The organism is Achromobacter sp. GW823-FHT04E03 (assembly GCF_058796095.1).
Map to the genome: position 1 here is coordinate 24,327 of NZ_JBXAIJ010000006.1, position 13,415 is coordinate 37,741.

The 13,415-nt window shown below is 66.3% G+C and carries 12 protein-coding genes; 1 reads left to right on the plus strand and 11 read right to left on the minus strand.

All coding sequences use genetic code 11. The annotated features are described in order from the left end of the window. Positions 1–9: 9 nt before the first annotated feature. From AC1RHV_RS28955 to AC1RHV_RS28970, 4 genes are read right to left on the minus strand one after another with little or no spacing between them, the layout of a single operon-like run. On the minus strand, positions 10–1,791 hold the full coding sequence (locus tag AC1RHV_RS28955) for an IlvD/Edd family dehydratase (RefSeq protein ID WP_054458272.1): 1,782 nt from the start codon (positions 1,789–1,791) through the stop codon (positions 10–12). Positions 1,792–1,849: 58 nt separating this feature from the next. Beyond that, positions 1,850–2,866, minus strand: coding sequence for a TRAP transporter substrate-binding protein (locus tag AC1RHV_RS28960; RefSeq protein ID WP_054458271.1), 1,017 nt, complete (start codon positions 2,864–2,866; stop codon positions 1,850–1,852). A 22-nt stretch (positions 2,867–2,888) separates the two neighbouring features. Next, the gene (locus tag AC1RHV_RS28965) at positions 2,889–4,169 is read right to left on the minus strand and encodes a TRAP transporter large permease (protein WP_054458270.1); all 1,281 of its coding nucleotides are present in this window, start codon (positions 4,167–4,169) and stop codon (positions 2,889–2,891) included. A 42-nt stretch (positions 4,170–4,211) separates the two neighbouring features. After that, positions 4,212–4,754 carry a TRAP transporter small permease gene (locus AC1RHV_RS28970; protein WP_054458269.1) on the minus strand — a complete coding sequence of 181 codons (543 nt, stop codon included), beginning with the start codon at positions 4,752–4,754 and terminating at the stop codon, positions 4,212–4,214. A 132-nt stretch (positions 4,755–4,886) separates the two neighbouring features. Here AC1RHV_RS28970 and gntR point away from each other — a divergent pair, with 132 nt between their 5' ends. Next, positions 4,887–5,912 carry an HTH-type transcriptional regulator GntR gene (gene gntR / locus AC1RHV_RS28975; RefSeq protein WP_054458268.1) on the plus strand — a complete coding sequence of 342 codons (1,026 nt, stop codon included), beginning with the start codon at positions 4,887–4,889 and terminating at the stop codon, positions 5,910–5,912. A 10-nt stretch (positions 5,913–5,922) separates the two neighbouring features. Here gntR and AC1RHV_RS28980 read toward each other — a convergent pair whose 3' ends face one another. From AC1RHV_RS28980 to AC1RHV_RS29010, 7 genes are all read right to left on the minus strand, one after another. Beyond that, positions 5,923–6,810 carry a DMT family transporter gene (locus AC1RHV_RS28980; RefSeq protein ID WP_119451615.1) on the minus strand — a complete coding sequence of 296 codons (888 nt, stop codon included), beginning with the start codon at positions 6,808–6,810 and terminating at the stop codon, positions 5,923–5,925. Positions 6,811–6,823: 13 nt separating this feature from the next. Beyond that, positions 6,824–7,888, minus strand: a complete 1,065-nt coding sequence (locus tag AC1RHV_RS28985) for a histone deacetylase family protein (RefSeq protein WP_192327055.1) — start codon at positions 7,886–7,888, stop codon at positions 6,824–6,826. A gap of 17 nt (positions 7,889–7,905) precedes the next feature. Then, the gene (locus AC1RHV_RS28990) at positions 7,906–8,196 is read right to left on the minus strand and encodes a cupin domain-containing protein (RefSeq protein WP_054458265.1); all 291 of its coding nucleotides are present in this window, start codon (positions 8,194–8,196) and stop codon (positions 7,906–7,908) included. Between the two features lie 39 nt (positions 8,197–8,235). After that, positions 8,236–9,867 carry an ABC transporter ATP-binding protein gene (locus AC1RHV_RS28995; protein WP_054458264.1) on the minus strand — a complete coding sequence of 544 codons (1,632 nt, stop codon included), beginning with the start codon at positions 9,865–9,867 and terminating at the stop codon, positions 8,236–8,238. Between the two features lie 9 nt (positions 9,868–9,876). Beyond that, positions 9,877–10,716: an ABC transporter permease gene (locus AC1RHV_RS29000; protein ID WP_059380519.1), complete on the minus strand. Its 840-nt coding sequence runs from the start codon at positions 10,714–10,716 to the stop codon at positions 9,877–9,879. Beyond that, entirely contained in the window at positions 10,713–11,720 is a 1,008-nt protein-coding gene (locus AC1RHV_RS29005) for an ABC transporter permease (protein ID WP_054458263.1), read from the minus strand. The genes AC1RHV_RS29000 and AC1RHV_RS29005 overlap by 4 nt, the downstream gene beginning before the upstream one ends. A gap of 102 nt (positions 11,721–11,822) precedes the next feature. Then, a complete protein-coding gene (locus AC1RHV_RS29010) occupies positions 11,823–13,397 on the minus strand; it encodes an ABC transporter substrate-binding protein (RefSeq protein WP_054458262.1) in 1,575 nt (524 codons plus the stop codon). Between the last annotated feature and the right edge of the window lie 18 nt (positions 13,398–13,415).

The window sequence follows — 13,415 nt, forward strand, 5'->3', positions numbered from 1 at the left end:
CCGCCGGCGTCAATGCGAATGCCGGGGATCGCCCCGCGTTTCCACGACCTTCAGATACAAGGTGGCGGGCTCCAGGCAGCCGCCGGTTGAAAGCTGGCCGACCAGTTGCCGGTACAGCTCTTGCCACGGCGTCTGAGATTCCGGCGCCTGGTAGGGCGGCTCCAGCTTGCGGCGTTCCATTTCTGTTTCATCCACCAGGGCGGTGACCGAGCGCTGATTCAGGTCGACGCGGATGCGGTCGCCCGTGCGCAACAGCGCGAGGCCACCGCCCACCGCGGCTTCCGGCGACATGTTCAGGATCGAAGGGCTGGCCGAGGTGCCGCTCTGGCGGCCGTCGCCCAGGCAGGGCAGGGAGTCTATGCCGCGCTTGAGCAGATGCGAGGGCGGCGCCATGTTGACCACTTCCGCGCTGCCGGGGTAGCCGACGGTGCCGGCGCCGCGGATCACCAGGATGCAGTGCTCGTCGATGTTCAGGGAGGGGTCTTCGATGCGCGCGTGGTAGTCCTCGGGGCCTTCGAAGACGATGGCGCGCGCCTCGAAGGCGTTCTCTGAACCGGGCTCCGACAGATAGGCGCGGCGGAAGGCTTCGCCGACGACCGACATCTTGATGATGGCGCTGTCGAAGAAGTTGCCCGAGAGGACGATGAATCCCGCGCGATGCCTGAGCGGCGCGTCGCAGCTGCGGATGACGTCCGCATTGTTGGTCTTGGCCGTAGCCGCGATCTCGCCGATGGTCTTGCCGGACACGGTGCCGCAATCGGTATGCAGGCGGCCTGCTGCCGCCAGTTCGTGCAACACCGCCGGGACGCCGCCCGCGCGGTGAAAGCCTTCGCCCAGATGCTCACCCGCAGGTACACAGTTGACCAGCAGCGGCACGTCTTCGCCCAAGCGCTGCCAGTCGTCCAGGCTCAGGTCGATGCCGGCGTGGCGCGCCATGGCGATGAGGTGCGGCGGGCAGTTGCTGGAGGCACCCAGCGCCGAGGCCACGACGATGGCGTTCTCGAAAGCCTGCCGCGTCAGGATGTGGGACGGGCGCAAGTCCTCGCGCACCATGTCGCAGATACGCAGCCCGGTGGCGTAGGCCATCTGGCCGCGCTCGCGGTACGGCGCGGGAATGCTGGCGCAGGTGGGCAGCGACATGCCCAGCGCTTCGGCCAGCGAGTTCATCGACAGCGCCGTGCCCATGGTGTTGCAGTGGCCGACGGACGGCGACGACGCCGTGGCCAGCGTCATGAAGCCTTCGTAGTCCAGCTTGCCCGCGGCCATCAGATTGCGCGCATGCCAGATGACCGTGCCGGAGCCGACGCGCTGGCCGTCGTGCCAGCCGTCCAGCATCGGCCCGCCGGACAGCACGATGGCGGGAATATCCACGGTGGCCGCGGCCATGAGGCAGGCGGGCGTGGTCTTGTCGCAGCCGGTGGTCAGGACCACGCCGTCCAGCGGATAGCCGTGCAGGATCTCTACCAGGCCCAGATAGGCCAGGTTGCGGTCCAGCGCGGCGGTGGGGCGCCGGCCCTGTTCGGCCAGCGGGTGCACGGGAAACTCCATGGGGATGCCGCCCGCGTCGCGGATGCCGGCCTTGATGCGCTCGGCCAGCGCCAGGTGATGCCGGTTGCAGGGCGCCAGGTCGCTGCCGGTCTGAGCGATGCCGATGATCGGCCGCCCAGATTGCAGTTCCTGGCGCGTCAGGCCGTAGTTGAGGTAGCGCTCGACATAAATGGCCGTCATGTCGGCGTGGGCCGGATCGTCGAACCACTTCTGGCTGCGCAGCTTGCGGGGAGTCTGGGACATGGGATTCTCGTTTACAGCGGTTGCGTGGCGGCCCGGCGCGCGTGCGGGCCGCAAAGGCTTAGTTGCGCGCCTTCTGGATCTCGTCGTTGAGCTGCTTGACCAGCTCTGGGCCGAGGTCCTGCGTGTACTTGTCGACCACCGGCTGCACCTTCTGGCGCATGCGCGCGATCTCTTCGGGCGAGACCGTGTTGATCTTCATGCCGGCCTTTTCCAGCGTGGTCATGGCCTTTTGGGAGTCCGCACGGCTGTCCTGGCGCTCAAAGTCGCGCGAGGATGCGGCCGCCTGGCGGATCAGCTTCTGTTCTTCCGGCGACAGGGTGTCCCACCATTTCTTGGACGCCAGCACCACCCAGGGCGTGTAGACGTGGCGGGTGATGGTCAGATAGGGCTGAACCTCGTAGAACTTGCTGCTCTGGATGGTGGTGATGGGGTTTTCCTGGCCGTCCACGGTGCGGGTTTCCAGCGCGGTGAACAGCTCGGAGAACGGCATGGGCACGGCGTTGGCGCCCAGCGTATTGAAGACGCCCAATGCGATCTGGTTCTGCATCACGCGCAGCTTGATGCCTTGCAGGTCTTCCGCGCGCGCGATGGGGCGCTTGGAGTTGGTCATGTTGCGAAAGCCGTTTTCCCAATAGACCAGGCCGATGATGCCCTTGGCTTCCAGCTTTTTCAGCATGTCCTGGCCCAGAGGCCCGTCCAGCACGGCGTCCGCTTCCTTTTCGCTGTTGAAGAGGAAGGGCAGGTCGAACACGCCGAACTCCTTGACCATGCCGGCCAGGGGCGCGGTGGACCCCACCATCATTTCCTGCACGCCGCCCACCAGCGCGCTTTGCATCTGCTCGTCCGAGCCCAGGTTGGCCGAGCCGAAGGTCTTCATCTTGAGCTTGCCGCCGCTGATTTTTTCCAGCTCCTGCGCCAGGTGGCGCGCGGCGCGCCCCTGGACGCTTTCCTCGTTCAGGCCATAGCCGAAACGGATCAGGCGAGGTTTGACGTCGGCGGCGGACGCGACGCCGGCGACGGCGCAGGACAGCGCCGTCGCCAGGACAAGAATGCGGGTCTTGAAACGGGTGATCATGGTGCTCCTCCTTGGGGTTTTTCTAATGCATCCAGCGTGCGGGGACGGTGATCAGCTCGGGGAAGATCACCAGCAGGATCAGCAGCAGCGTGTAGGCGACGACATAGCGCCACACGCCCCTGCAGATGGTTTCCATATTGATGCGGGCGACGCCGCAAACCACGTTGAGCACGGTGCCCACCGGCGGCGTCAGCAGGCCCACGCAACCCACCATGACGAACATCACGCCGAAGTAGACGGGGTCGATCCCGGCCTTGGTGACCACCGGCATCAGCACCGGCGCAAGGATCAGGATGGTGGGCGTCAGGTCCATCACCGTGCCCACCAGCGTCAGCAGCACCAGCAGGGCGAACATCAGCAGCTTGGGTTGGTCCAGCACGGGTTCCAGCAGCGCGATCAGGTCCTGCGGCATGTCGGCCAGAGTGATCATGTAGGACGAGACCATGGCGGCGGCCACCAGGAACATGACGATGGCGGTGGTGCTGGCGGCGTTGATGAAGAGCGGCGCCAGGTCGCGCACGCCGATTTCGCGGTAGACGAACAGGCTGACCAGCAGCGCGTAGACCGCGGCGACGACGGCCGCCTCGGTCGGCGTGAAGATGCCGCCGCGCAAGCCGCCGATGATGATGACGGGCAGCATCAGGGCCCATAGCGATTCGCGCAGCGCCTTCCAGCGCTTGCTCCAGGGTTCGCGCGGCGAGGGCTTGATGCTGCCATGCTTGCGCGCCACCCAGGTCCATACGGCGACCAGGGTCAGGCCCATCATCAGTCCGGGCGCGATGCCGGCGAAGAACAGCTTGGTGATCGACACGTTGGTGGCGACGCCAAAGATGATGAACGAGATCGAGGGCGGAATGATGGGCGCGATGATGCCGCCGGCCGCGATCAGCCCGGAGGCCTGGCCCGCGTCGTAGCCCCTTTCGCGCAGCATGGGGATGAGCAGCGAGCCCAGCGCAGCGGCGTCGGCCACGGCCGAGCCGGACAGCGCGGCCAGCAGCACGCTGGCGAAGATGGCCACGTAGCCCAGGCCGCCCTGGATGTGGCCCACGAAGGTGCTGGCCAGATTGACGATACGGCGCGAAATGCCGCCGGCGTTCATCAGTTCGCCGGCCAGCATGAACAGCGGCACCGCCATGAGGGTGAAGCTGTTGGCGCCAGACAGCATGTTCTGCGCCAGGATCTGGGTATCGAAAAAGTCCAGCTGGAACATCATGGCGATCGCGCTGAGCAGCAGCGCGAAGGCGATAGGCATGCCCAGGGCGATCAGCCCCAGCAGCACGAGCAGGAAAACGGTCAGGATCATTGCGGGCGTCCGGGCGGGGTAGGGGAGTTGGAGGCGGAGCCGTCAGACCAGCGGGTCTTCGGGGCTGGATTCCGCCGGCAAGGGCCCGCCCGCAAGGACGCGCACCAGATCGATCAAGGTCAGGATGCCCATGGCGGCGGCCGCATAGAGGGCCGCGGCGTTGAACACCGCCAGCGACATGCCGGTGACAGGCAGCACGGTGTCCAGGCCGATGACGGTCTGGGTCCAGCTGCCCTCGGCCATCAGCCACAGCACCCACAGCGTCAGCAACTGGCAGAACACGTGCGAGGCGCGACGGGCAGCGGGGCCGAAGCGTTCGACCAGCATGGTGACGCCGATGTGCTGATGCGAGCGCAGCGCTATCACCGAGCCCAGGAAGATCATCCAGACGAAGGCCAGCCGCGAGATCTCATCAGAGACGTTGATGCCGGAGTTGAACAGGTAGCGCAGCGCGACGTTGCCGAACAGCAGCACCACCATGACGGCCAGACAGGTCACCATCAGCCAGGTCTGCAGCGCGAAGCACCAATTGGCGGCGCGGGCCAGCGGCGTGCCGCCAGGCCGCCCCGGTGGGGAAGCTTGCATGCTTGTCTCCTATCCGTTTCCCGGAATTTTTTAGGGTTATGCTGTGCGAAATGTTAGCGCTAACATTTTGCGTTTGGCAAGCCCCAGTTTTTTGCGTCAGACTACGCGCTCACCAACCCATGCCGAGGACCGATGTCCATCCGTAAACCCCGCAGTTCACGCGCCGGCCGCGTCACCATGCAGGATGTCGCGCGCCGCGTGGGCGTGAGCGCGATCACGGTATCGCGCGCCTTGCGCACGCCGGACAAGGTGGCGGAAGAACTGCGGCTGCGCATCGCGCGGGTGTGCCAGGAACTGGGCTACGTGCCCAACCATGCGGCCAGCGCGCTGGCGTCGGCGCGTTCGCAGACCATCGTGGCGCTGATTCCGTCGCTGAGCAACGTGGTGTTCGTCGACATCATCGCGGGGATCAAGGAAGAGCTCGACCGGCACGGCTACCACATGCTGATCGGCGTGACCGGCTATTCGCTGGACGAGGAGGAGGCTCTGCTGCGCAAGTACCTGCAGCACGCGCCCGACGGCCTGATCCTGACCGGCATCGACCACAACCCTGGCGTATGGGACCTGCTGGACACGCAGCGCATTCCCACCGTGCACACGATCGAGACGCTGGACGGGGGCGAGCACATGAGCGTGGGTTTTTCGCAATTCGATTCCGGCTATGCCGCGGGCCGCCATCTGGTGGAGCGGGGCTACCGCCGTATCGGCATCGTCGGCGCGCAACTGGATCCGAGGTCGCTGCGCCGCTGCGAAGGCTGCCGCCAGGCGCTGCGGGATGCGGGCCTGTATGACGCGGCGCTGGAAATCATGACGCCGGAGAAATCATCCATCGGCCTGGGAGCCTCGCTGCTGGAAGCGCTGCGCGAACGTCATCCCGACTGCGATGCGCTGTTCTTTTGCAACGATGACCTGGCCCAGGGGGCGGTGTTCCAGTGCGGAAGGCTGGGCGTGCCGGTGCCGGAACGCATGGCCATCGTCGGCTTCCACGACGTGGCGGGCACGGCCTGGACCACGCCGCCGCTGTCGACCATCGCCACGCCGCGCTACCAGATCGGCGTATCGGCCGCGGGCCTGCTGATGCGCCATCTGGCCGGCGAGCCCGTCGCCGAGCGCCATGTGGACCTGGGCTTCAAGCTGGTGCAGCGCGAAACCAGCTGAACGCCAAGCCTCAGCCCCGGCGCAGCGCCAGGAATACGCCGGAGGCGATGATCAACCCCATGCCGGCCAGGGCCAGCCCATCGGGCGGGCGCTGGAACCAAAAGGTGCTGAACAGCACCGCCAGCAGCAGCTGGAAGTAGTTCAGGGGCGCCAGGGTCGCCGCCGCCACGCGCTGGAAGGCGGATATCAGAAAGATCTGCGCCAATCCGCTGCAGGCGCCCAAGCCGACGATGAAAAGCATGTCGGCAAGATCCGGCCACGGATCCGGCAGGAAGAAGGGCGCGGGCAGCCCGGTGACGACGAGGCAGATGAAGGCCGTGTAGGCATACTGGATGGGCCCGGGCACCTTGCCCGAGAGCCTGCGCGTCAGCACCTGGAACACTGCGTAACTGACCGCGGACACCGCCATCAGCAGCGTGCCCAGCCACGGCAGGTTGGAGCCCGGCCGCACGATCAGCAGCATGCCGCCAAAGCCCGCCGCCACCGCTGTCCACTGGGCGGGTCGCACCCGCTCGCCCAGCAGCCAGGGCGACAGCGCCACCATGATCAGAGGCGAGGTGAAGTAGATGGCGGTGGCTTCCGACAGCGGCATCCAGATCAGCGCCGTCATGAAGCAGGTACCGACCGTGGCCAGCAGCAGGCCACGCAGGATCAACAGCGGCTTTTCGGGCGCATCGCGCAGACGCAGTCCGCCGCGGTGCCGCCACAACAGCGCCACCGCCAGCACGGCCACCGCCGAATAGCGCATGATGTTCAGGAAGGGCGCGGGATAGCGCGCCAGCATGTGCTTGGACCCCGCATCGAAGGTGGCAAAGGCCACCAACGCTGCGAAGAACAGCAGGATGCCCGTCTGGCGCGCGGCGGCGGGCGAGGGTAACGCGATGGGAACGGAGCTCATTGGGCGGGAGGACTCAGGCTGCCGCCTGGCCCGCGCCCTGCAGGAACGCGTCCAGAGCCGGGCCGATGGCCTCGACCATGTAGCCGCCTTCCTGCACGATCACGGTGGGCAGTCCCAGGCTGGCGACGCGCGCGCCGATGTCGCGGTAGGCATCGATGTCGAGCTTGAGCACGCTGATGGGATCGTCCTTGTAGGTGTCAAAGCCCAGGGCCAGCACCAGCGCCTGCGGCGCGTAGCCGGTCAGGGCGGCGAGCGCCGTATCCAGCGCCCGCAGGAAGGAGTCGTTGCCCGAACCGTGCGGCAGCGGCAGGTTCAGGTTGCAGCCTTCACCCGCGCCGTAGCCGCGCTCATGCGCATAGCCGGTATAGAAGGGGTAGTAGCCGGCGGGGTCGGCGTGCAGGGATACCGTCATGACGTCGCCGCGCTGATAAAAAATGTTCTGCGTGCCATCGCCATGATGGGCGTCGACGTCCAGCACCGCCACCTTGGACCAGGTCTGAAGCAACCGGCTGGCCGCGGCCGCGCTGCTGTTCAGATAACAGAAGCCGCCCGCGCGGTCGCGGTGGGCATGGTGGCCCGAGGGCCGGCACAAGGCATAGGCCATGCCCCCGGCGCTGGCGACGTGGTCGGCGGCGGCCACCGCGCTATGCGTGGAGCGCAGCGCCGAGCGCCAGGTCTGCGGCCCGATGGGACACGATAGATCGCTCAGGTAGTAGCCGGTCTGGGCCACGATGGAGGGCGACGGGCAGGGGCCGCGGCCAGCCAGTTCGATGCGGCCGTTGTAGTACGGCGAAAGATTGGGCAGCACTTCGGGGCCCGGATCCACGCCAGGCGAGCGCAGGGCCTGCCAGCGCGCATAGGCCGATTCCAGATAGTCCAGGTAGTCCGGGCTGTGGATGTCCTGCAGCGGCTTGCGGCCGTAGTCAGCCGGCGCTTGGACGCGGATGCCGCGCGCGGCCAGCGCGCCTTGCAGGCTTTCCGCCCGTGCCGGCAGATCGGTGGGCGCGCTGATGCGCCCAAGCCGCATGAACTGCCGCGGCGTATGCAGCAGCTGCTCTTCCGAGAAAAACGCCTTCATGGCTGCCCTCGCTGGCGTTATGCGTGCTTGAGTTCGATTTCGACGAACACGAACTCCGTGTCGCCGGGATTGATCACGTTGTGCTCTACACCCACGGGCCGGTAGTAGGCCACGCCGGTGGTGAGCTGGCTGGTGATTTCGCCGTCGGGCGTGTCCAGCAAGAGCGGGCCGGTGGTCTGCGGGACCACCACGTAGTTCATTCCATGGCGGTGCCATCCCGTTTCGCCGCCGGGCGGGAAGCGCCATTCGGTGACGGTGACCATGTCATTGTCGATCTGCACGGTCGGTATGGCGGCGGGGCGTTGCATGGGGCGTTCTCCTTGGAAGTATGAATATTCTTGTGCGCTTCAGGCCGCTTGCGCCTTGGTCGGGTCCCAGTGCTGGCCGGGGACCGCGGCGATCAGCTGCCGCGTATAGGCGTGTTGCGGGTTGTCGAAGATCTGCGCGGGCGAGCCGTACTCGACCACCTTGCCGCGATGCATGACCAGCACGGAATTGCAGATCTGGGCCGCCACGCGCAAATCGTGGGTGATGAAGACCAGTGCGATCTTCAGGCGTTGCTGCAAATCGTGCAATAGCTGCAGTACTTGCGCCTGAACCGAGACGTCCAGCGCCGACACTGATTCGTCGGCCACCAGCACCTTGGGCTCCAGCGCCAGCGCGCGCGCGATGCCGATGCGCTGGCGCTGTCCGCCCGAAAACTGGTTGGGATAGCGATCGAAGGCCGACGGGTCCAGCCCGACCAGCGACAGCAGCTCGCGCACCCGCGCTTCGGCCTGGGCGCGTGGCACGCCGTTGGCGACGGGGCCGTCGCTGATGATGCGGCCTACGGTATGGCGCGGGTTGAGCGAGGCGAACGGATCCTGGAAGATCATCTGGATGTCGTGGCGCAGCGGCCGGAAGCGCGATTCCGGCATGGCGGCGATGTCCTGGCCGTTGAAGATCAACTGCCCGCCGTTGATGCCCACCAGCTTGAGCAGGCATTTGCCGATGGTGGACTTGCCCGAGCCCGATTCGCCCACGATGCCCAGCGTCTCGCCGCGCCGCACGCTGAAGCTGACGCCGTCGACCGCGTGAACCTCGCGTTTGCCGCCCAGCCAGCCGCGGCCCACCACGTAGGTCTTCTTCAAGTCGCGCACGTCCAGCACGGGCTGGTCGTGCGGGGCGGACTCGCGCTCGGCGCCACGGCGGTGCGGCACGGCCGCGATCAGGCGTTGCGTGTAGGGGTGGCGGGGCCGGTTCAGCACTTCGTCCGCCGGCCCCTGTTCGACCAGGACGCCTTTTTCCATCACGGCGACCCGGTGCGCGATTTCGGCCACCACGCCGAAGTCATGGGTGACGAACATCACGCCCATGCCTTTCTCTTTCTGGATGCGGGCGATCAGCGCCAGGATCTGCGCCTGGGTGGTGACGTCCAGCGCGGTGGTCGGTTCGTCGGCGATCAGGAGTGCAGGCTCCAGCGCCAGGGCCATGGCGATCATCACGCGCTGGCGCTGTCCGCCCGACAGGCGGAATGGGTAGACGTGGTAAAGCGTGGCGGGGTCGGGCAGCCCTACGAAGGCCAGCAGCTCCAGCGTGCGGGCCATGCGCTGCGCGCCCGGATACGCGTTATGCACGCGCATGACTTCGCTGATCTGCTCGCCTACCGTCATCAGGGGGTTGAGCGCCGACAGGGGCTCCTGGAAGATCATCGCCATGTCCTTGCCGCGCATGGCTTGCAGCGTGGCTTCGTCCTGCCGCAGCAGGTCCTGGCCGCGGAACAGGATGCGGCCCTGCTGCGGCGTCAGGTAGTCGGGTAGCAGGCCCATGATGGCGTTGGCGCTCATGGACTTGCCCGAGCCCGATTCGCCGACGATGCAGAGGATCTCGCCCGCGCGGATGTCGTAGGACACGTCCTGCACGGCATAAGGGCGGTCGCCGCCTTTGGGCAGGGCGATGCTCAGGTTCTGGATGGATAACAAAGGAGTGGAAGCGTTCATGCCGTCCTCCTATTCGCCGCGCTTGCGCAGCTGCGGGTTGAGGGCATCGTTCAGGCCTTCGCCGATCAGGTTGATGGCCAGCACGGTCAGCAGGATCGCCACGCCGGGCCAGACGCTCATCCACCAGGCTTCGCGGATCATGGTGCGGGCCGCGCCGATCATGAAGCCCCAGCTCATCAGGTTGCGGTCGCCCAGTCCCAGGAAGGACAGCGACGATTCCGTCAGGATCGCGGTGGCGACCATGAACGACGCCGACACGATGATGGGCGACATGGCGTTGGGCAGGATCTGCGTGCCGACGATGCGGGCAGGCGTCTGCCCGATGACAATGGCGGCCTGCACAAACTCGCGCTGCTTGAGCGTCATGAACTCCGAGCGCACCAGCCGCGCGGCCGGCGGCCACGACACCACCGCGATGGCCCCCATGATGGAATAGACGGATGGACTCAGGATCGCCACCAGCACCACGGCCATGGCCAGCTGCGGGATGGTCTGGAAGAACTCGGTGAAGCGCATCAGCGCGTCGTCAACCCGGCCGCCGCAGTAACCCGCCACCGAGCCGACCACGATGCCGAACACCAGCGCCACGGCGGTCGACAAGAGGCCCACCATCAGCGAGACCCGGGCACCCCAGACCAGCCCGGCCGTGATGTCGCGGCCCAGCATGTCGGTGCCGAAGGGGTAGTCGGCATTGGTGAACGGCGGAATCAGCGGATCCGCCACCATCATCCAGGGGGATTCTTCATACAGCAGCGGCGCGGCCAGGGCCACGACGATCACGACCAGCATGATGGCCAGTCCGGCCACCGCTCCGTAGTTGCGCATGTAGCGCCGGGCAAATGACTTCATGCGGCGGCTCCTTGCTGCGCGCCCGCGCCGATGCGCGGATCGATGAGTCGGTACAGCACGTCGGTCAGCAGGTTGAACACCACCACCATGATGGAGGTGACCAGGAAGATGCCCAGCAGCAGCTGGTAGTCGCGCTGCAGCAGCGCGTCGAACATCAGCCTGCCGATGCCGGGCCAGGCGAACACGGTTTCGGTCAGCACCGCGCCGCCCGCCATCTGCCCCAGCTGAATGCCGGCGAAGGTGATGACCGGCAGCAGCGCATTGCGCAGCACGTGGGCGCGGATCACGCGGCCGGGGCTTACGCCCTTGGCGCGCGCCGTCTTGACGAAATCCATGCCTATCACTTCCAGCATGGAGGCGCGGGTCAGCCGCACGTAGACCGCCATGAAGAAGCAGCCCAGCGTCACGGTGGGCAGGATCAGGTGCTGGGCGATGTCGCCCGCGCGCGCCCAGCCCTTCAGGTTGGCGCCCACGGTCTCCATGCCGAAGGCCGGCAGCCAGCCCAGCACCACCGAGAACAGCAGGATGCCCATCAGCGACAGCCAGAACAGCGGCGTGGCGTACAGCACCAGGGCGCCCGTCATGACGGAGCTGTCGATCCAGCGGCGCTTGTTGCGGTAGCGGGCCTTGGCCGCCACCACGCCCAGGAAGACGCCCAGCACGATGGAGAACACGAAGGCGCAGGACATCAGCAGGAAGGTGGCGGGCAGGCGTTCCAGGATCAGGTCCAGCACCGGCACATGGTTGCGGTACGAGAAACCCAGGTCCAGTTGCACCACGCCCTTCAGGTACAGCATCAGCTGGGTCAGGATGGGCTTGTCCAGGCCGAAGGCCACGCGCAATTGTTCGACGTAGGCGGCGTCGCCCGCGCCGGCCTGGCCCGCCAGCACGGCGGCGGGGTCGCCGGGGGCCAGGCGGATCAGGAAGAAATTGATGATCACCACGCCCAGCACGACCACCAGGGCCTTGCCGATGCGGGAAACGAGGAAAGACAGGAATTTCATGCTCGGGGTCCTCTCTGGTCGGGCGCGGCCTGCCTGGGGCAGCCGTTGTCCGGCCGGCATCCGCCGCCGCGGCAAGCCTGCCGCGGCGGCGTCCTGCGGCGCTTACTTTTCGATGTACACGTCGTCGAAGCTCTCGTTCAGGCCGATGGCGGTCTTGACCAGATTCTTGACGTTGCCGCGGTAGAGCGTGGGAAACTCCATGTCCACCAGGAAGCCGTTGGCGATCTCATTGACCAGCGTGGTCTGCAGCTTGGTGTAGAGCTCCTGGCGCTTGGCGGGATCCACCTCGGAAGCGGCCGCCTCCCATTGCTTGTCGGTCTCCGGATTGCTGTAGCCCTGCACGTTGGCGAAGGGCGAACCCTTGACGATGTTCGACGAGACATACAGCCGCTGCACGCCCAGCGCGGGATCGCCGTACTGGTAGGTGAAGGTGGTCGTCATGTCGAAGTCCCAGTTGCCCGTGCGGCTGGCCCAGCCGCCGGCGTCGGTGGCTTCCAGGTTGACCTTGAAGCCCAGCTGCTCCAGCGCCTGCTTGGTGTATTCGCCCAGGCGGTCCCAGGTGGAGCCGTAGGGGAAGCTCAGCTGGCGGATCGTGTAATCCTCGGGCTTGATGCCGGATTCCTTGATCAGCGCGCGCGCCTTCTTCATGTCGAACGCCAGCGGCGGCATGTTCTTGTCATAGAACATCTCGGTGGTGACGAAGGGGCTGGTGGACACCTTGCCCAGGCCGAAGAAGATGTTGTTGACCACCATGTTGCGGTTGATGGCCGCCATCACGGCCTGGCGCACCTTCAGGTTGTCGAAGGGCGGCTTGCGCATGTTGAAGATCAGGTAGGCCTGGGGCGAGAACATCTCCCAGCCGGCCGTGGTGTATTCGACCTTGGGCAGGGCGCGCAGGCGCTTGATGTCGACGTTGTCCACGTCGCCGCCGCGCAGCACGTCCACGCTGCCGCGCTCGAAAGCCACCGCGCGCGAGGCCGAGTCGGGGATGACGTTGAACACCAGTTCATCCAGATAGGGCTTGCCGGGCTTCCAGTAGTCGGGGTTGCGGGTCAGCTTGATGTATTCGCCGCGTTTCCATTCCTTGAACATGAACGGGCCCGTGCCGACCGGCTTCTGGTTGGCGGGATTGGTCATGTAGTCGGTGCCGGCATAGATGTGCTTGGGCATCATGGGCGCAAAGCCCGGTTCGAACATCAGCATGAAGGCCGGGAAGGGCGTCTTCAGTTTGACGACGACCGTCTTCGCGTCCGGCGCCTGCACCGATTCCACGAACTTGTTCAGGATCACGCGGGCGCGCGCATGGGTCTTGGGCAGCATGTCCGCCAGCGAGAACACCACGTCCTCGGACGTGAAGGGCTTGCCGTCATGCCACTTGACGTTGTCCTGCAGGTGGAAGGTGTAGGACAGGCCGTCGGGCGAGGCGTCCCACGACTTGGCCAGGCCGGGCTGGGGCTTCAGATCGGTGGAGTAGGTCAGCAGGCTCTCGTAGATCTTGCCGGCGACGAACTGCGTGGGCCCCTGCTGATTGATGGCGGTGACGATCACCGGCGGTTCGGGCTGGACGATCATGTTCAGCGTGCCGCCCTTGGTCTGCGCCAGGGCTTGCGTGGCGGGCAGCGCGGCCGCGAGGACCAGTGCGCCGATGCTTAGGGAGAACCATTTCTTCGATTTCACTGCGAGCCTCCGGGCTGG